Annotated in this window: 15 protein-coding genes and 1 pseudogene; 9 read left to right on the forward strand and 7 right to left on the reverse strand. The window is 59.7% G+C overall.

What is annotated here, in order from left to right; genetic code table 11:
- Window positions 1-50 precede the first annotated feature (50 nt).
- The 4 genes from I4X03_RS21290 to I4X03_RS21305 all read left to right on the forward strand — a co-directional run bounded on the left by I4X03_RS21290 (window position 51) and on the right by I4X03_RS21305 (window position 6,512).
- The gene (locus I4X03_RS21290; RefSeq protein WP_223470502.1) at window positions 51-1,391 is read left to right on the forward strand and encodes a TolC family protein; all 1,341 of its coding nucleotides are present in this window, start codon (window positions 51-53) and stop codon (window positions 1,389-1,391) included.
- Window positions 1,388-2,920: an efflux RND transporter periplasmic adaptor subunit gene (locus I4X03_RS21295; protein WP_223470504.1), complete on the forward strand. Its 1,533-nt coding sequence runs from the start codon at window positions 1,388-1,390 to the stop codon at window positions 2,918-2,920. The genes I4X03_RS21290 and I4X03_RS21295 overlap by 4 nt, the downstream gene beginning before the upstream one ends.
- Window positions 2,917-6,060, forward strand: a complete 3,144-nt coding sequence (locus I4X03_RS21300; protein WP_223470506.1) for an efflux RND transporter permease subunit — start codon at window positions 2,917-2,919, stop codon at window positions 6,058-6,060. The genes I4X03_RS21295 and I4X03_RS21300 overlap by 4 nt, the downstream gene beginning before the upstream one ends.
- A gap of 107 nt (window positions 6,061-6,167) precedes the next feature.
- Window positions 6,168-6,512 (forward strand): hypothetical protein, encoded by a 345-nt coding sequence (locus I4X03_RS21305; protein ID WP_223470508.1) that lies wholly within the window; start codon window positions 6,168-6,170, stop codon window positions 6,510-6,512.
- A 269-nt stretch (window positions 6,513-6,781) separates the two neighbouring features.
- Here the strand turns inward: I4X03_RS21305 and I4X03_RS21310 are convergent, their stop codons facing one another.
- The 6 genes and pseudogenes from I4X03_RS21310 to I4X03_RS21335 form a co-directional block, all read right to left on the reverse strand.
- Complete coding sequence (locus I4X03_RS21310; protein ID WP_223470510.1) at window positions 6,782-7,282, reverse strand: DUF305 domain-containing protein; 501 nt, start codon at window positions 7,280-7,282, stop codon at window positions 6,782-6,784.
- Window position 7,283: 1 nt separating this feature from the next.
- A complete protein-coding gene (locus I4X03_RS21315) occupies window positions 7,284-7,502 on the reverse strand; it encodes a heavy-metal-associated domain-containing protein (RefSeq protein ID WP_223470512.1) in 219 nt (72 codons plus the stop codon).
- 329 nt (window positions 7,503-7,831) lie between these two features.
- Window positions 7,832-8,212: pseudogene (cueR, locus tag I4X03_RS21320) on the reverse strand (Cu(I)-responsive transcriptional regulator); the annotation flags it as partial.
- Between the two features lie 50 nt (window positions 8,213-8,262).
- A complete protein-coding gene (locus I4X03_RS21325; protein ID WP_223470516.1) occupies window positions 8,263-9,285 on the reverse strand; it encodes a 2Fe-2S iron-sulfur cluster-binding protein in 1,023 nt (340 codons plus the stop codon).
- Window positions 9,286-9,294: 9 nt separating this feature from the next.
- Window positions 9,295-9,627, reverse strand: coding sequence for a glutaredoxin family protein (locus I4X03_RS21330; RefSeq protein ID WP_223470519.1), 333 nt, complete (start codon window positions 9,625-9,627; stop codon window positions 9,295-9,297).
- A complete protein-coding gene (locus tag I4X03_RS21335) occupies window positions 9,617-12,190 on the reverse strand; it encodes a heavy metal translocating P-type ATPase (RefSeq protein WP_223470521.1) in 2,574 nt (857 codons plus the stop codon). Before I4X03_RS21335 ends, I4X03_RS21330 begins: the two co-directional genes overlap by 11 nt.
- Before the next feature lie 615 nt (window positions 12,191-12,805).
- Between I4X03_RS21335 and fdx the strand changes: the two genes are divergently transcribed.
- Entirely contained in the window at window positions 12,806-13,165 is a 360-nt protein-coding gene (fdx, locus tag I4X03_RS21340; RefSeq protein WP_223470523.1) for an ISC system 2Fe-2S type ferredoxin, read from the forward strand.
- A gap of 30 nt (window positions 13,166-13,195) precedes the next feature.
- Here fdx and I4X03_RS21345 read toward each other — a convergent pair whose 3' ends face one another.
- Entirely contained in the window at window positions 13,196-13,564 is a 369-nt protein-coding gene (locus tag I4X03_RS21345) for a hypothetical protein (RefSeq protein ID WP_223470525.1), read from the reverse strand.
- Here I4X03_RS21345 and I4X03_RS21350 point away from each other — a divergent pair.
- From I4X03_RS21350 to I4X03_RS21365, 4 genes are read left to right on the forward strand one after another with little or no spacing between them, the layout of a single operon-like run.
- The gene (locus I4X03_RS21350; protein WP_223470527.1) at window positions 13,564-14,205 is read left to right on the forward strand and encodes a hypothetical protein; all 642 of its coding nucleotides are present in this window, start codon (window positions 13,564-13,566) and stop codon (window positions 14,203-14,205) included. The two genes, I4X03_RS21345 and I4X03_RS21350, sit on opposite strands and share 1 nt — an antisense overlap.
- Window positions 14,202-16,223, forward strand: coding sequence for a TnsB C-terminal domain-containing protein (locus tag I4X03_RS21355; protein WP_223470530.1), 2,022 nt, complete (start codon window positions 14,202-14,204; stop codon window positions 16,221-16,223). Before I4X03_RS21350 ends, I4X03_RS21355 begins: the two co-directional genes overlap by 4 nt.
- Before the next feature lie 10 nt (window positions 16,224-16,233).
- Window positions 16,234-17,220, forward strand: a complete 987-nt coding sequence (locus I4X03_RS21360; protein ID WP_223470532.1) for an AAA family ATPase — start codon at window positions 16,234-16,236, stop codon at window positions 17,218-17,220.
- 1 nt (window position 17,221) lies between these two features.
- Window positions 17,222-18,694 carry a hypothetical protein gene (locus tag I4X03_RS21365; RefSeq protein WP_223470534.1) on the forward strand — a complete coding sequence of 491 codons (1,473 nt, stop codon included), beginning with the start codon at window positions 17,222-17,224 and terminating at the stop codon, window positions 18,692-18,694.
- Window positions 18,695-19,440: the final 746 nt, after the last annotated feature.

Here is a 19,440-nt window from a genome sequence, read left to right on the forward strand (position 1 = left end):
TCGCTGCGCGTTTGCGCTGGCGATGTTGTCCATTGCATTCTGGAGGCTTCATGTCATCCCTGTTTTTCAAAGCGGCCGGGCGGCCGCAAATCCCAGCTGTTCGCTGGCCCGCCGCAGTCGTGTTGGCCGCTTTACTTGGCGCGCTGTCCAACGTCGCGTTTGCGTTTGATGCCCCATTAACGCTGGAAGAGGCTACGCGGCTCGCCGTCGAGCGCTCGCGCCTGCTTGCCGCAAAGGACCTGGCTTCCCAGGCTTCGAGGGAAATGGCAGTCGCCGCAGGCCGGCTACCGGACCCGGTCCTGAAGATCGGTCTCGACAACCTGCCGATCAACGGGCCGGACCAGTTCAGTACGACGCGTGACTTCATGACCCAGCGGCGAATTGGCCTCATGCAGGACCTTACCCGCGCCGACAAGCGGCAACTGCGCACCGAACGTTACGAGCGTGAAGCGGAAAAGTCTGCTGCCGAAAAAGCGGCGGCGTCGGCCGCAATCCAGCGCGACACAGCAATGGCCTGGTTGGCGCGGTCTTATGCCGAGGCGATGGCTTCTGCCGTGAGCGAACAGGCGGCGCAAGCGAAGCTCGAAGTGCAGGCAGCGGAGGCTGCCTACCGTGCAGGCCGCGGCACCCAGGCGGATCTCTTCAATGCGCGCAGTGCGCTGGTGGCGTTCGACGACCGCGCGAGCGAAATCCGTGGCAGCATTGCCGACGCCACCATTAAGCTGGCGCGCCGTGTAGGCGACGCAGCGCAACGGCCGCTCGCCGATAAGCCTGCAACCAGTGCCGTCCGGCTCGACCCGGCGACACTGGAGATCCAGCTCGCCGATCACCCGAATATTGCCGTACTCAACAAGCAGGAAGAAATCGGCGCGACCGAAGCGAAGCTGGCGCGCGCCGACAAAAAGGCAGACTGGACCGTCGAAGTGGCGTTCCAGCAGCGCGGCCAGGCCTATTCGAACATGGTGTCGCTCGGCGTGTCGGTCCCGCTGCAGTGGAATCAGAAGAACCGGCAAGACCGCGAGCTGGCGTCGAAGCTCGCCCAGGTCGAACAGGCAAAAGCCGAGCGTGACGACGCGTTACTAGAGAGGGTGGCTGAAGTGCGGGCAATGTTGAATGAATGGCATACCCGCCGCGAACGGCACACCCGCTACGAGCGGGAACTCGTTCCGCTGGCGCAGTCCCGGTCAGCCGCGCAGTTGGCGGCGTACCGCGGTGGTAAAGCCGCGCTCGCCGACGTGCTCGCCGCGCGCAACGCTGAGCTGGCGGTGCGTCTTGAGGCATTGCAGCTGGAGGCGGAGGCGGCCCAACTATGGGCCCAGCTCAATTTCGTATTTCCGCAAGACAGCAGGCCGGCACATTCAGTCGCGCGCATGTACAAGGACCCAAAATGAAAAACAAGAAAGTCATGGTAGCGCTGATCTTGGCCATCGCGGTCGGCAGTGCGGGGTACGGGCTGTACACGCTCGGGAAGCAGCAGGGGATGGCAACCCAATCAGGGACGCCAGCGCCGGCGGCGGCTCAAGCAAAGGGCGCCGTCGATGCCGGTACCGGCAGGAAAGTCTTGTATTGGCACGATCCGATGGTCCCCGGCCAGAAGTTCGACAAGCCCGGCAAATCGCCGTTCATGGACATGCAACTGGTGCCCGTGTATGCCGATGAGAGCACCGATGAAGGCGGCGTATCCATCAGCCCACGGGTACAGCAAAACCTCGGGATCCGTACCGCCGAAGTCACCCGGGGTACGCTTTCGCTCGGGATTGAGGCGGTCGGAAGCATTGCCTACAACGAGCGCGATGTCGCGGTCGTCCAGGCGCGCAGCAACGGCTACGTCGAGCGGCTGTACGTACGTGCCCCGCTCGATCCGGTAAACAAGGGCCAGCCGCTAGCCGAGCTGTATGTGCCGGACTGGGTCGCAGCGCAGGAAGAATTCCTTGCCGTCAAACGGATGCGTGGCGCCGGGACGGAATCCCTGGTGGATGCGGCGCGCCAACGGATGCGCCTTGCCGGCATGAGCGATTCGCAGATCCGATTGATTGATTCGACTGGCAAAGTACATCTGCGGCTGACCGTGCGCGCACCCATCAGCGGGATCGTCGCTGAACTGAACGTGCAGGAAGGGATGACCGTCATGTCGGGTGCGCCAATGTTCCGCATTAGCGGCCTCGACACCGTTTGGGTTAACGCTGCGGTGCCAGAAGCAGTCGCCGCGCAGGTGCGGCCAGGTACTGCCGTCGAAGCGCGCGCGGCCGCATTGCCGGGTACTGTATTGAAGGGCAAGGTCAGTGCGATTCTTCCCGAGGTGGAGGCGGCGACGCGAACCCTGAAAGCGCGCGTGGAGCTGGCCAACCCAGGTCGTCGTCTGGTGCCGGGCATGTTTGCGACCATCCAGTTCGCGCCCGCCGCGGCTTCCAAGGTGTTGACCGTTCCGAGCGAAGCGGTGATCCAGACCGGGAAGCGCAGCGTCGTGATGGTGGCGCAGGAAGGCGGCAAGTTCGCGCCGGTCGACGTCGAAATCGGGGCGGAAGGCGATGGCCAGACCGAGATCCGCAAGGGCTTGGAAGTGGGGCAGAAGGTTGTCGTTTCTGGGCAGTTCCTGATCGACTCTGAAGCCAGCCTGCGCGGAACGGCTATTCGGATGAGCGACATGCCCATGCCGGACAAGCCAATGCAACTTGACGCCGCGGTCCACCGCGGCGAAGGCAAAATCGAAAGTATCGACGCGGACGAAATCACCTTGTCCCATGGGCCGATACCGAGCATGCAATGGCCAGCGATGACAATGGGGTTCCAGCGTCCTGAAGGTGGCGTATCCACGGCAATGAAAGTGGGCGATACGGTGATCTTCGAGTTCAGGCCAACGACGGATGGGGCGTTCAAGCTCATTACCATCACGCCAACAAGCGAAGGCGGTAAGAAATGATCGCAAAGCTGATTCGCTGGTCGATCTCCAACCGCTTCCTGGTATTGCTGGCAACCGTGATGGTCACGGCATGGGGTATCTGGTCGCTGCAGCGCGCGCCGCTCGACGCACTCCCTGACCTGTCAGACGTCCAGGTAATCATCCGCACCACCTACCCGGGGCAGGCGCCGCAAATTGTCGAGAACCAGGTCACGTACCCGCTGACGACCACGATGCTGTCGGTGCCGGGCGCAAAAACCGTCCGCGGCTATTCCTTCTTTGGAGACTCCTTCGTGTACATCCTGTTCGAGGACGGCACAGACCCTTACTGGGCGCGCTCGCGGGTGCTGGAATACCTGAACCAGGTACAGTCACGCCTTCCGCCGCAGGCGAAGACGGCGCTCGGACCGGATGCCAGCGGGGTAGGGTGGGTGTATGAATATGCGTTGGTCGACCGAAGCGGCAAGATGGACCTTTCCCAACTGCGCGCGCTGCAGGACTGGTTCCTCAAGTATGAGCTCAAAACGGTGGTGAACGTCGCAGAAGTCGCGAGCATCGGCGGCATGGTGCGCCAGTACCAGATCGTGCTCGACCCTGCCAAAATGCGGGCGTACAACATCGCCCACGGCGTCGTTGTTGACGCGGTGCAGAAGGCGAACCAGGAAAGCGGCGGTTCGGTGCTCGAACTGGGCGAGGCCGAATACATGGTGCGCGCCAGCGGTTACCTGCAGTCCCTCGACGACTTCGCGAAAATCCCGTTGACGACCACGGAAACGGGAGTTTCGGTGCGCCTGGCGGATGTGGCACGGATTCAGCTGGGGCCGGAAATGCGGCGGGGTATCGCTGAACTGAATGGCGAAGGCGAGGTGGCCGGAGGCGTTATCGTCATGCGGTCGGGGAAGAACGCATTGGAGACGATCAATGCCGTCAAGGTCAAGCTGGAATCGCTTCGGTCCAGTCTGCCTGCGGGCGTCGAGATTGTCACGACCTACGACCGTTCGGGCTTGATAAAGGGGGCGATCGGCAATCTTCAGGAAAAGCTGATCGAGGAATTTATCGTGGTCGCAATTGTCTGCGCGGTCTTCCTGTTCCATCTGCGTTCCGCGCTGGTCGCCATCGTCACGCTGCCGATCGGGATCCTGATCTCGTTCATCGTCATGCATTACCAGGGCGTGAATGCCAACATCATGTCGCTGGGCGGGATCGCCATCGCGGTCGGTGCGATGGTCGACGCTGCTGTTGTCATGATCGAGAACGCGCACAAGCACATCGAGGTATGGAACCATGCGCACCCAGGCAGCAAGCTCGAAGGCAAGGAGCATTGGCGCGTGATCGGTGACGCTGCGGCGGAGGTGGGGCCGGCGCTGTTCTTCTCGCTGTTGATCATCGTACTGTCATTCATCCCGGTGTTCACCCTGGAGGCCCAGGAGGGAAGACTGTTCTCGCCGCTGGCATTCACCAAGACCTATGCGATGGCTGCGGCGGCGGGTCTGGCGGTGACCCTCATTCCTGTTTTGATGGGCTATCTGATCCGGGGACGCATTCCGGACGAGCAGAAAAATCCGCTCAACCGGGTTCTGATCGCCTTGTACCGTCCATTGCTCGAATGGGTACTGCGCTTTCCCAAAGCGACGCTGTTGGTGGCAGGCTTGATCGCTGTCGTGACGGTATGGCCGATGACAAGGCTTGGTGGCGAGTTCATGCCGCCGCTTGACGAGGGCGACCTGCTGTACATGCCGTCCGCGCTGCCTGGGCTATCGGCGGGCAAGGTGGCGCAGCTGCTGCAGCAGACCGACCGCCTGATCAAGACGGTGCCTGAAGTGCACAGCGTGTTCGGCAAGGCCGGGCGCGCCGAAACCGCGACCGATCCGGCGCCGCTCGAGATGTTCGAAACCACCATCCAGTTCAAGCCGCGCGACCAGTGGCGTGCGGGCATGACGACCGATAAGCTGGTCGCCGAACTTGACCGTATTGTGAAGGTTCCAGGCCTTTCCAACATCTGGGTACCGCCAATCCGCAACCGCATCGACATGCTGGCTACCGGCATCAAGAGTCCGGTTGGCATCAAGGTTGCAGGCACCGACCTCCACGAGATTGACCGCATCGCCAGTGCGATCGAACGGATCGTCAAGCCTGTACCCGGCGTCTCGTCAGCGCTCGCGGAACGCCTTACTGGCGGGCGCTACATCGACATTGACATCAACAGGGATACGGCGGCGCGGTATGGCCTGAACATCGCTGACGTGCACAGCGTCGTATCGTCCGCGATTGGGGGCGACAACATTGGCGAGAACATCGAAGGGCTGCAGCGTTTCCCGATCAACGTGCGATATCCTCGCGAATACCGCGACTCGATCGAGAAGCTGCGCCAGCTGCCTGTCCTCACGCCGCGTGGCGCCCAGATTCGCCTGGGCGATGTCGCGACCATCCGCATCACCGATGGTCCGCCAATGCTCCGGAGCGAGAACGCACGCTTGTCCGGATGGGTGTACGTCGACATCCGCGGCCGCGACATGGGGTCTGTCGTGCGCGACATGCAGCAGGTTGTGGCCAAGGAAGTGAACCTGCCTGCGGGTTACTCCGTGTCGTGGTCCGGCCAGTTCGAGTACATGGAGCGGGCCAGCGCCAAGCTCAAGGTCGTGGTGCCCGCTACGCTGTTGATCATATTCGTGCTGCTATACCTGACGTTCAAACGTGTCGACGAGGCGGTGCTGATCATGGCCACGCTTCCCTTCGCGCTTGCCGGCGGGGTCTGGCTGCTGTGGGCACTTGGGCACAACCTGTCGGTCGCGAGTGCGGTCGGTTTCATTGCGCTGGCTGGCGTGGCGGCCGAGTTTGGCGTCATCATGCTGATCTACCTGAAGCACGCGTGGGAAGACGGGGTGCATGCCGGCAAACATACCGAAGCGGACCTGCTCGATGCGATTCGCGACGGCGCGGTGCTTCGGGTACGGCCGAAGGCGATGACGGTGGCAGTCATCGTCGCGGGCCTGATCCCGATCGTCATCGCGTCCGGCACCGGTTCGGAAATCATGCAGCGCATCGCAGCGCCGATGGTGGGCGGGATGATCACGGCCCCGCTGTTGTCGATGTTCGTCGTGCCGGCGGTGTACCTGTTGATGCGCAGGCGGGAACTTCGGCGAGCGCGCGCGGAGACGTGAATGAACCGTCCCACGCAGCGCGCATCGGAGCATAATAGTGACTTGCCGACGTGTGCGAGGCGTGCAGCGTAGCTGTGCGTTCTTTGATATTACTTGTGGAGGGCAACATGGAATTCACAACATTCAAACGGGCCGCACTCGGCGGGACGTTTGCGGCAACCCTGCTGAGTGGCTGCATGCCGATGCCGATGCACATGAGGCAGGGCGAAGCGGGCCACGGCGGGCAAAAAGGGGCGATGGCAGCGCACATGGCCGATATGAAAGCGATGTGCGCTGGCATGCGCGAGAAGATGATGGCCGCAAGGACTCCGGAAGAGCGGATGGCGGTCATGCATGCACAGATGCAGTCGATGCCGCCGGACGCCCAGCAACGTATGCACGAACACATGCGGTCAATGCCCGCGGAAGCGCGCGCGCGGATGCATAACCATCCGGGATCGATGTGTGAGTAGTGCCGGGTAGCCACGTTGATCGCGTGGCTGCCTGAACGGTGCTTCCTACGCAACCGTGCGGTCGCACTCGTTCTCAACCTCACCGATACTAACCCGCCTGTCGGCCGAGATCCCCTGGTCACCTGCCGGCGCCGCAGCGACGGTAACCTGACCCCGGCCGTGCTGGACTACACGCTCACTAAAGGCAAATCGGCCTTCGATCGCGCTGTAGCCGCGGCAGGATTCGACGAGCTAGATGCCCTCCGGATTGCTGCCAGCATCCGCGCGGGTCACCGAATCTGATCGAGGCGGCTCTTGATCCTCTGCATTTGCTCGATTTCGCTCCGCTGAGCCTCGATAATGTCTCTGCATAAATTCAATAGTTCCGCATTCCGTAACTCGGCCTCCCGGCACATGAGAATCGCCCCCGAATGATGCGGGACCATCGAGTCGATGAACTGTCGATCATCGATCAGGGTTTGCGCGCGTGTCGCGGCGAAAGAGGCGATGGTGAGGAAAATGAATACCGCGTAGAGTACGGTATTCAGGCTCTTTCGGGGAAACATGCCCGGCATTGTAGCCAGCATGAAAATTCCCATCGGTGCCCACATGGTCACCGCCATGTACAACATGTTGAGATTGTTCCGAAAATCGTGAACGCCGTCGATCATCGAGAACATCACGACGTACATGACGATCAGACCGAGCGCCATGTTAATCCAGAACATCCGATACGGGCTGCCGGAACTGCCGCCATGCTCGTGCTGGCTTGTATGAGAGGACTTAACCATATCAAATCTCCCTTTTCGCTTCGGGGCCTTGCTTGTCCGGATACCCGGCCTCGCTAAGCGCCGCCCGGAAAGCGCTCTCGTTCGAGGCGCTATCGACTCGGACTTCACGCGCAGGCGGGTCGGTTTCGATGCGGGCTTGCGGGTCGACGCTCAGCAGCGCTTTCGTGACGGACTTGGCGCAGCCGCCGCAGGTCATGTTTGGAATGTGAAAACGAAGCATCTTGATCTCCTGGTTGGTTATTGTGTCCGACTAATATGAGGTTTGACAGCGTGGCAAGGTCAAACCTTTTTAGCGAAATTTTCTATATGGACTTCAACGGCGATACGCTGCCCCGCGCTTATGCGAACCCGAGATGGGATGGTCATCGACGAAGCTGACCTCGGCCGGGTAACATCGTGCTGGGAAAGCTTGTGTGCGTTCACCTACACTCACGAATGAGTGAACCTGGCGGGACGACAGCGTGACGTGGCGGGCGTGTCGCCCCCAAACCGAGTCGTCCTATGTGGAGCCTGTGGAGGCTGTTCCGCCCCCGCTGTGGCAGTCTGCTCAGCCAAATCCGCAATGATCGGGCAAACCGGGCGGTCATCGCCGTGGCAGTGATCGGCGAGGTGTTCGAGCGTTTGCGCCATCGCTTGCAGTTCGGCGATCTTCGCCTTTAGTCCGGCGACATGGGAGAGTGCCATCGTCTTGACGTCGGCGCTCGCGCGGTCGCGGTCGCGCCACAAGACCAGCAGTTCCGATATCTGTTCGACAGAAAAGCCAAAGTCGCGTGCGCGACGGATGAAGAGCAGGGTATGTGCGTCCGGCGAACTGTAATTTCGGTAGCCTGCGTCAGAACGAATGGCTTTCGGGATTAAGCCAATCTGTTCGTAGTAGCGAATCATCTTCGCCGAGACACCGGAGAACTTCGCCGCTTGACCGATATTCATCATCATCTCCTTCTAGAATTAATAAAATGCCACCCGAAAAAACCGCAGGCTTACCTACGCGGCGATGCTTCTTCGGGCGTAAAGAAGACATCGGCATGCAGGTCCTCAGACCGCAGCCCGCGTGCCTTACAGACTTGCATAGCTGCTTCGACCATCGGTGGGGGCCCGGCCACATAAGCCTTCCAGCCATCAAAATCGTGCAGGTCCTTGGCTACGGCATCGGTGACGAAACCGGTGCGCAAGCGCGTCTCCATTGGAGCGTCGGAGAGGACGGGCATGAAGGTGAGGTTGGGGTGCCGTTGCGCCAGACCCTCGAAATGGTCGACCAGATAAAGATCGCATTCGCTGCGGGCGCCGAAATAGACATGGATCGGCTGCTTCATGCAGCGTGCCATTGCCGCCTCGACGATCCCTTTGATCGGAGCAAGGCCCGAGCCGCCGGCGACGCATAGGATCGGCCCGGCGTGCTGCTCGCGCAGGTACGAAGAGCCGAATGGCCCTTCCATCAGCACCGGATCGCCGAGCTTCAACAGCTTGTGAATGCGCTGGCTCGCAGCCCCACCCGGCACTCGGCGGATGTGGAATTCGAACTCTCGATCGCCCGGCGCGCTTGCCATTGAATAGTCGCGGGTGGGCGCACCCGGGAATGTGAGGCGAGCGTATTGACCCGCCGTAAAGCCAAGCGGATCGGCCCCATCGATGGCGAGCCGGATAAGCTTGATGTCGTGTGTGGCGTCCCCGATCTCCGTCACGCGGCAGTTCAGACGGCGGCGTGGATGGGATGGGGTCGCCTCGTCGCCGCCAAGCCAGGCGACGCTCGCATCCGTTGCCGGAATCGCGCGGCAGGCGAGGATCAGCCCCTGCGCCTTCTCCTCGTCCGAGAGCGCGAAGCGGCTATGATCAAGGAGATCGACCTCACCGCTGACGAGGCGCGACTTACAGGCCCCGCACCGGCCGGAGCGGCAACCATGCGGATAGGCGATGCCGTCGGCGAGTGCCGCTTCGAGGATTGTGACGCCCTCCGGTACCGCGATGGTGCGTTCGGCCTGGCGTAACCCAATATGTTTCGTCATGGTTCTCTCTCAGGCAGTATTGGACAGACCGAGTGCCACCGTCAGGCCCGGTTGTGGTGACGGGAACGTACCGAAGAAGACCTTCTCGCCAACCAAGGTGATCGGTGCGACACGCACACCGGTGCGCGCCTTGGCTTCCTCCATGGTCTCGGGGGCGGAGAGGTCGCGTTCTTCGAACGCGATCCCCTCTCCCTCGAGCCAAGCCTTTAGCGTCCGGCAGTCAGGGCAAGTTGGTGTCGTGTAGATAATTACTCGGGGATGAGATGCGCTAGCCATGACGGCCTCCTCAATCTTGTTTTGGTGTTCAGCCAGGCGGCGCTTCGGTGCGGGATCAACGATCATTCACCAGGCCCGACTTGAGCGATGCCGCCCCGCTCCCCGGCGCCTCGGTACGGGTTTCAACCGTCATGGGTGCCCGGAAGCGCTTGAGCCGGAGCGCGTTGCCCAGCACGAAGACACTGGAGAGCGCCATCGCGGCGGCGGCGAAGATCGGCGACAGCAACGTGCCGTTCACCGGGTAGAGCGCGCCCGCCGCGACCGGGATCAGCACGGCGTTATAGGCGAAGGCCCAAAACAGGTTTTGCTTGATGTTGCTGATCGTCGCCTTGCTGAGCGCGATGGCATTCGGCACGCCACGCAGGTCGCCGGACATCAGCACCACGTCAGCCGCCTCGATCGCCACATCGGTTCCCGTGCCGATGGCGAGCCCAACGTCCGCTTCGGCGAGCGCCGGCGCGTCGTTGATGCCGTCCCCAACGAAGGCGACCCGCGCGCCATTGATCCGGAACTTCTTGATCGCCGCAACCTTCCCGTCGGGCAATACCTCGGCCGCGACTTCATCGATGCCGAGCTGCCTGGCGATCGCCGCGGCCGTAGCGGCGTTGTCGCCGGTGATCATCGCGACCTTGAGTCCAAGCGCGTGCAGCGCCTTGATTGCCTCGGGCGTCGTCTCCTTGATCGGATCGGCGACCGCGATCACTGCCGCCAAGCGTCCGTCGACTGCGGCATAGAGGGGACTCTTGCCTTGCTCGCCGAGCCGCAGGGCGGTCGGCAGGAAGCTCGACACATCAAGACCGAGCTGCGTCATGAACCGGTCCGCGCCGACGGCAACGGTCCGGCCGGCGACCTTGGCCGACACGCCGAAGCCCGGTGTGGCGTCGAAACCCTCGATGGGGGCGAGCCTTATGTCCCGCTGCTTTGCGGCTACCACGATCGCTTCGGCGATCGGGTGCTCGGAGCGGGACTCGACCGCCGCAACGAGAGCCAGAACCTCGTTGTATTCGAAGCCCTCGGCGAGAACGAGGTCGGTCAACTCGGGACGTCCTTTGGTCAAAGTGCCGGTCTTGTCGAGCGCGATGATGCTCACATCGCGCAGCGCCTGCAAGGCTTCGCCCTTGCGGAAAAGAATGCCGAGCTCGGCCGCGCGGCCGGTACCGACCATGATCGAGGTCGGCGTGGCGAGCCCCATGGCGCACGGGCAGGCGATGATGAGAACCGCAACCGCATTCACGAGCGCGAAGGTCAGCGCCGGTGTCGGACCGAAGATCAGCCAGACGAGGAAGGTCAGCGTGGCCGCTGCCATCACCGCCGGGACGAACCACATTGTTACCTTGTCGACCAGCGCCTGGATCGGCAACTTGGAACCCTGCGCTTCCTCGACCAGGCGGATGATCTGCGCGAGCACCGTGTTCGCGCCGACCTTGGTGACGCGGAAACTGAAAGCGCCCGTCTTGTTGATCGTGCCGCCGACGACTTCGGCGCCCACCCCCTTCGACACGGGCACCGGCTCGCCGGTGATCATGCTCTCGTCAACATAAGAAGCGCCTTCGACGACCTCGCCGTCGACCGGAATCTTCTCGCCCGGACGAACGAGCACGACATCACCCGTTGTCACCTGATCGAGCGGAATCTCGACAGTATCGCCGTTGCGCTCGACGCGCGCGGTCTTGGCCTGAAGTCCGACCAGGCGCTTGATCGCCTGCGAGGTTCGCCCCTTGGCGCGCGCCTCCAGCGTGCGTCCGAGCAAGATCAAGGTCACGATGACCACGGCTGCTTCGAAATAGACGTTGGCGGTGCCCGGTGGAAGCGCGTCGGGGACGAAGGTCGCGACCACCGAATAGCCGTAAGCCGCCGCCGTGCCGAGCGAGACCAGCGAGTTCATGTCGGGGGCGCCGCGTAGCAACGCCGGTACGCCCTTGCGGAAGAAGCGCAGACCCGGACCGAACAGGACAAGGGTGGCGAGCGCGAATTGCAGATACCAGCTCGTCTGCTCGCCGAGGATCCCCATCACCCAATGGTGCATGGCGGGAATGAGGTGAGAGCCCATCTCGAGGATGAAGACTGGCACGGTGAGGATGGATGCTATGAGCAAATCGCGCCGCAGCGCCCGCGTCTCGATCTCCCGACGCTCGGCATCCTGATCTGCCGCATTCGCCGTCTCGGCGGACAAGCGGCGGGACTTGTAACCCGCCAGTTCAACCGCTGCTTCGAGGTCAGCCGTGGAGACGATCCCTGCAAGGTGGCGCACCCGAGCGCGCTCGGTCGCCAGGTTGACATTGGCCTCGAGCACGCCCGGGATTTGTGCGAGGGCCTTCTCAACCCGGCCGACACACGAGGCGCAGGTCATGTCCTCGATCGTAAGCTCGGTTGTCTCTTCGCGGACGACGTAGCCGGCGCTCTCGATAGCGCGGACAACCGCTTGCGAATCGGCCAAGCCGATGAAAGTGATGTCGGCGCGCTCTGTGGCGAGATTGACCGCGGCCGTATGCACACCGGGGATCGCTTTCAGCGCGCGCTCGACACGCCCGACACACGATGCACACGTCATGCCGTCGACCTGCAGGCTCAGACGAGTGCCGCCGGAAAAGGATGGATTGGAGCCTTGTTGGAGGGCAACGGAAGCCATTGAACTACCTCTTGAATGTTTGTTTGAGGAATAGCTTGAAGCTTCCTACGATGGTAAGGTCAAGGCCTGTAGGCGATTTTTTTTCGCGAAGCGCAAGCTCCGAATGCCGTCGGCTCCGCCGAAGTCGTGATCGCCTTCCGCGCAAAGCTTCCTGGCCGTCCAGTGTCAGCGGCCACCCACTTGCAACGGATGTGGACGAGTGATCGCGACGCAAGGGACCACTCCGGCTGAGCGCGATTCAACCAGCTTTTCCTGTATCGTCCCGCACACAGTCACGGTAACCAATCTCTCAGGATAAGTCCGAGCTGCGTTAAGTTCTGCTTGACCTTTCCATCGTTGGAAGGATTAGAGTGACCCTGTCTATATCTTGGAGAGCGCTTATGTTTGAGCATAAATTCGGCCGCACTGGCTCACACACCGCCATGGCGGCCGGGAGCGTCGCAGACACCTCTGAAAGTCAGAGAAGTGGGCGGAGAGAGCAGATGATCGACGTGGACGAGAACAGCGGTGCAGTGCCTGGAACAACAGTCGTGACAGGGAGACCTAACACGCTGATCAGCAAGTGTCTTATCTGCCGATATCGAAAGCCGGCTGGACGGACCGGGGAGAGCGCAAATGCCTAAGGTCACGATATTGCCCCATCCAGAACTTGCGCCAATGGGGGCGGAATTGACCATCCCTACTGGGATAAGCATCTGTGATGCGCTACTGGACAACAAGATCGACGTCGAGCACGCGTGCGGCAAGGTAGGGGCTTGCACGACATGCCATGTCATCGTCCGCAACGGATTCTCGTCCTTCGGAGACGCAACCGAGGACGAGGAAGATATGCTCGACCGGGCATGGGGCGTGGAACGCCACTCGCGGCTGTCATGTCAAGCGATCATAGCCGATGCTGACCTGACCGTCGAAATCCCACGATATTCGTCCGTTGAAGCAAATTTGTCACGGCTAGAATTTCTTGTCTCCCTATGAAGCGCATCAGTTGCCGCGATTTGAGTGGCATTATTGCTTCACAAATCCTTGAAGCAAAAATGCCACTTCCCGATAAGTTGAAGGAATTTTGCCACTTCCCGATTGCGGAATTTTCAGCCAACCCACCGTCGTCCGTATAAGCAAATTTAGCACAACCAATTCTCGCGTCTCCCAATGAAGCGAACGAGTTGCCGCGTCTCGAAAAGATGAAGAAATTTTGCCATTCCCGATCGCGGAATTTGCAGTTTTCTTTCTGACGTTGGAAGCTGTTACATTCCAACCCATCGCCGGGAAACCTTTCTGCCTGTACAGCGCAAAGTATTGACAATTCGCCTTGACTTTTACATAACCTAGACTATGTTGAAAGGCTATTGAAGAGATAACAAAGAGGCTGTGCAATGCAGATCCGATTCGCTATCCCAGCCGAAACGCGGCGTCCGGGCAAATCACATCGCTATGATGTCTTTGGTCCCAAGATAGGCCGCTCACTGACATTTTTCCACCCGCGAGCGCTCGACAGATGGATTGATCTTGAGCGGGACCCGGCCGTTACCTGGTACTGCGAGCGCCCGGTACGAATTAACGATGGTAAGTTTAAGCGCCTTGTGGATTTCTACGCGATTCGGCAGGAAAAGGAAGAGCTCTCCTTTATCCTTAAGCCCGGAGAAGATCCTGACTGCAGTCCACAGGAGCTTTTCGGACCGGGCTTCGTTCAGTGGTGTCACCAAAGTGAGATCGCCGTTCATCTAGTCGACAGTGAGCCGGCGTCGTCCAACCGCCAAATAATGACTAATAATTGGGGACACGTCTTACGTGAACTATCGGCATTTGGCCGGTATGTCCCGACGCAACTGACAGATTCAGTCTTGCTCGAGCTTTCCAAGCCACGTACGCTGGATGAACTTCAACTCCACTATCCAAAGGTCGATCCGATCCTGTTGAAGGTGGCATCGTTCAGTCTGCTGCATCGAGGCCTTGCTTCATGCGCAGGCATCGAGCAGCAGCCGTTTTCCAGCTCGTTACCATTCTCTGCACTATGACCGCGCATCACTTCTACGGACACATCCAGGGCGGGCGCGAGCAGATTCCTGAAGCGTATCGACAAATGGATACATGGCCTACAGTCGACGCGTCGGCGCTCTCGCCGGCTCGGCGCAGCGTGTACGCAAACCGAGTTCAGGCATTGACCCTCTATTTAACAGTTCCTGAGCTGTCGGTCGCCGCAATTAGCGCGGAGACCGGGATTGACAGAAAAACGCTGGCCAGGCTGGTCATTCGGTGCACCACGACGCACAAGGACGGACGGCTTTACGGTTACCGGGGTGCCGTTCCTGGAGTTCGGATTAAGGAATATGAGCGCTTCGCCCCGATTCACATTAATGAGCAGGGGAGAGCTGGGGCCTTTAGGCAACTAAGGCAGCGCTATCCCGAAATTGAAGCCTATCTCAAACGCGCGTTCGTCGAACGCACGCGGCACATTCAAACGGAACAGGAGGTCCGAAAATCCATGCGGTCCATCCATCGGGCCTTCCGTAGGCATTGCCAGGAAGCCGGCATCAAGCAAGACGAGTATCCATTTACGGAAAGCCGCCTTGCCATTCGCTCGCTGTATGCCTACTTCGAGTTTCTTTCTAAGGAGTCGTTCGAAATGTCGGTCAAGCATGCTGGAGGATTGCGCGTGCGCGCGTTACCTTCTTCCTTGCCGCACGCGCCGGCCGCGACGCGCGCATTTGAAGTGGTCGAATTTGATGGACATAAAATCGATCTGCGCCTGACAGTTAGGTTACGTGGTAGCACCGGTGTCGAACAGCCAGTTGAAATGCACCGCATATGGATTCTAGTCCTCCTTGATGTCGCGACTCGCTGCGTCATCGGCTATCACTTGGCACTTAGCCGGGAGTACTCGAAGCACGATGTCGCGTGCGCGTTACAGTCCGCGCTGACACCGTTTAAGCCGCGGGAGTACGGCATTCCGACGCTTGCAATCCGAAAAGGCGGCGGATTTCCTTCGGACGTTGTGGAAGGGGCGCAATTCGCGTGTTGGGACTGGTTCAAATGCGACAATGCGAAGTCCCATCTGGCCGCTGACACGATCGAAAGGCTTACCCAAACCATTGGTTGCTGGCCGCATGTCGGACCTCCAGGCGAGCCGAACGACCGCCCGCATATCGAGCGCTTTTTTCATCTGGTGTCGCGCCACTTCGCCCATTCTTTGCCTGGAAACCTTGGCAGTAATCCGCTAGCCATCGAACGCGCGCTGAGCGACCCCAAGGGAAACATGCGGCTGCTCGTCACGCTAGAAGAACTCGAGGATATGATCGAAGTACTCGTAGCGGACTACAACGGGGAACCGCATTCCGCACTGGATGGCCGAACACCCCTGGAGGCAATGGCCAATTCCGTTGCGCGCCATTCTAGCCAGATCCGGATCATGCCCCAGGTCGCGAGGGCAGATCTCTGCATCCTTCAAGAGGCAAAGATCGTCACGGTCAAGGGAACTGGTGAAAAGGGCCTCAGGCCGCACATCAATTTTTGCAATGTCCGTTATACAAATCCGATCCTCGCTAGCAGTCCGGCTTTGATTGGTAAGAAGTTGCGGATGTATTTCGATCCACGTGATATACGAACAGTGAAAGTGTATTTTGCGGACGGCGGGGAGCTAGGTGTGCTGACTGCCGCTCGTCCCTGGGGAATACCTCCACACTCGCTCAAGGTAAGACAGGAGATTTTTCGCTTGGTTGCCGAGCGAAAACTGGAGATTCGTGACGGGGACAACCCTGTGGAGGCGTGGGTCCGGCTACGGATGGGACAGCGAGACCGCAAGCACGTCGCCGGACAGCTCGCGAAACAGCAACGGCTTGACGACGCCAACACGCCCTCCCAAAGCCCAACGGAGGTTCAGGAAGAGCCCTTTGTTGACTTACGAACGAGTGCCCCGGCGGAGCAGGGGCGTGGGATCCCAAAGGCCCTGAAACCCGAAGAGGTACGCAGCGAGGCACCGGCTTTGGCAAAAGTGGTTCCATTGAATCTCGTAGTTCGCAAGACGTTTACATTCTAGGGGCGGCGCCATGAACTTGACCTATCAACGCCCAATAGAGATTGACGACCATCCAATTGTCGGCAAGCGATACCTCGTGGCCACCCCTACGATCGATACGGTCACAGGGCGAATTGTCAAGCAGATTCGCTTGCGCAGCCCTGGGGCTATCCTTTACGGCTATCCACGATTTGGCAAGACGTCCGCGATCCGGTACATCATCCGCTATCTAAAGGAGGTGTTTCCGGGAGCCATTTGCGTTAATTTCCGATGTGAAACGCATCGAGCCGGGTCCGAAGGCGCATTCCTGTGCTCGCTACTTGCCGCGGTAGGGCACAGCGAGCCGCTCGCAGGTCAAGTTTCGCGTAAGCGCATCCGGCTCATTGAGTTTATCTGCGAGCTTGCCGACCGAGCTGGAAAAGACTGGATCGTTTTTTTCGCGGATGAGGCCCAAAAACTACAGGTAATAGAGTATGAGTGGCTGCGCGATCTTCACGATCAGCTTGAGCACAAGGGAATTCGTATGATTACGATTCTCGTGGGCCAGCCACAGATTCTGGATCAGAAGTCCGCATTGCGGCAGTCACGCGATACTCAGATCGTTTTGCGCTTCATGGTCACCGAGATGCGATTTGGCGGGTTGCGGTCAGCTGAGGAGGTCGCCACCTGTCTGGCCGCGTATGACCAGTCGTGCTACCCAGCGGATAGTACGTGGCAATTCACCCGTTTCTTCTACCCGCGTGCTTATGCTGCCGGCCTGCGGCTAGCAGACCACGCTCTCGCGGTTTGGCAAGCGTTCGAGCGTGCCCACCACGGGGCCGGATTTACAGACTCGATAGAGATCCCAATGGCATATTTCGCCAGGGCTGTCGAATGCGCACTCAGCGAACATTATCAATACGACAGCGACGAATTCGACTTCTCTACAGCCATCTGGGATCAAGCTGTACTGGACTCGACCTACGTGCTCGCTTGTGAAGAGACTAGGTTAGGGCTGCCCCTACCTGAATGGCGCTAGAGTGAGGATCTTCGAAGATACCTTCGCGATCACGAAGCCGGAATGGTGCTGGCGCGTGCAATGGATGACAGGATTTGATTCGGCATTCGGGCTCCTGATGAAGTTCGCGCTGCTCAATGCGTTGACAGGTAAAGAAGTGGCGACGCAATTCGTCAGCCGTAAATGCGGCAAGCGGTCGGCGCTGATCCGAAGCGTCAACGTCGATCTGCGCGAACATCGGCTCTTCGACCTCGCAGAGATGGCAAGTGCGTTAAAAACCGACATACGCAGTGTTGAAGCCGCTTTCGTGACCACGGAATGTGCCGACCTCAGCGCTTCATCAAAGGAGCTTAAGTGGTGTGAGCTGTGTATGGCTTGGGGCCTGCATCTGCCGGTCACGCAAATGCACACGGTAAGCCAGTGTCCCATTCACAACCGGGCGCTCTTGGATCGATGTGTGCAATGTGAATCCGCGATACCCTACACAATCAGTGCGGCTTCGTTCGAAAAGCCTTTCCAATGCCCAACCTGCCAGTTTGACCTTGCTCCACGATTACGGAACGCTCGAAGCTGGGTACCCGAGGTTCGTACTGAGCACGTTACGCGCATCAACATGATGCGAAAATATGTACGGGGTCATGACAACATGATAGCCGCGGCCCAACAGATACCAACGCTAACCGAGCATTGCACAAGCCTGCGGTTGCCAGGAAGGAGCGAACAGCAATCCCCTGGCTACCTGGCTTTCGTCGCTCAAGTTCTCGCCGAGCTCGAGTCAAATCAGGGTCAGTCGAGTTTGCCGCTGAGCCCCCTATCAGTGGCACGTTATGGCTTGAACTGGTCCGGACCGGAGTCTATTGGCGAACACTGCATGGGTACGGATGAAGAACACAGGTTCCAGACTACAGAGGAAATGGCTGTCGTCAGGCAGACATACCGTGCAGTTAAACGAAGAGTTCTGCAGCAGCTGGGCGGGCATAGGCGGTGTGTTGCGTCCGCGTGCCGGCACCTCTGGTGGGACATGCGCGGCGCAAGAACTTCGAGCTTCTGCCCCACCGCCATGTCGTTTATCCGCTGGCGCATGCTATGGGAGGGGTGCGGAACGCCCAGGTATTTGGACGCGAAACAAAAGCCGCTGGAATTCTTCGGCATCCTCGGCTGGCTGCAAGCACGGCCCGCCCCCTATCCAGATGATTGGCCCGTGCCGCGGAAAGCGTGGATGCTTGCACATATTTTTTCGTGCGTGTGCCTTGCAAGCTACGAAGCGTTAAAGAAGGAAGCGGAGGAAGAAGGCGGCGCGACGATGCTTTGGGACGCGAGGCCGACAGCGCCACAAGCTGTTACGCACTGGGTTTTGGCCAACAGTACCGACGGCGCTCAGCTGCCGGTCATATTTACCCCGGCGCGCGGGTTGTTACGACGTTTGTCTCCGGCCCCTGCAAACAAAAAACATCATTCTTGGAACGCAGACCGCTTGGCCAGAATCGTCCGATGAAGGTGTGAGCGCCAGTCTCGATCGATTGCTTTTCTCTTTCATTTCCAAACCGCTTGACCTGTAGTCACTACAGAGTCTTCAATAGGGCCAATGCAAAAGATCATAACGACGGCCGACCGCAAGCTCTGCGGGTCAATGGCCACCCCACGGTGCGACAATCTGCGATTACAAATCTTCTACTGACTTTATCTTAGCCGGCACAGCGATCGTGCAGCTCAGGCGGAGGACCCGCTTGATCGTAGGGGAACGGCGTGCAGGGTTGGTGACCAGCGGTCTCGCGAGGCGAAGATTATATTTGTCGGGCGCCAGCTCGTCCAATCTGATCAGTATCCTGTTTGGGGCTGACGCCATTTTCGACCAAGGCCCTCCCGATTGCTGATTGTATCGTGATCAGTAAACCGGTGATCGCATTGCTGTCCTCAGTCGGCGGAAGATCGTCCAGGTTGGGAAATACGCCAGCATACGTGCTGGTTGCATTGGTAGCAGAATCGGTGCGCCGTACTTGCCACGATGACCCACTTAGTCTATGAGAAAAGTCGGATTCGGCCAGGACACTCACAGCGACTCTTAGGGAGACAGTCGACTCCTCAGATCGCACGTCCGTAAATTCCATAGTCGTAAAAACCGTGCAATGTTGGTCTTCATGGCATGAGGTGAAAAGCCTAATTTTGAATCGCCACGAGTTTGCTAGACACTCGCGAGCCTCTCAAAGTACCGCTTCTCAAAATTGACCGGCGAAAGCTTCT

The sequence above is a fragment of the Massilia soli genome, assembly GCF_016809835.1.
GTDB classification, from domain to species: domain Bacteria; phylum Pseudomonadota; class Gammaproteobacteria; order Burkholderiales; family Burkholderiaceae_D; genus Telluria_A; species Telluria_A soli.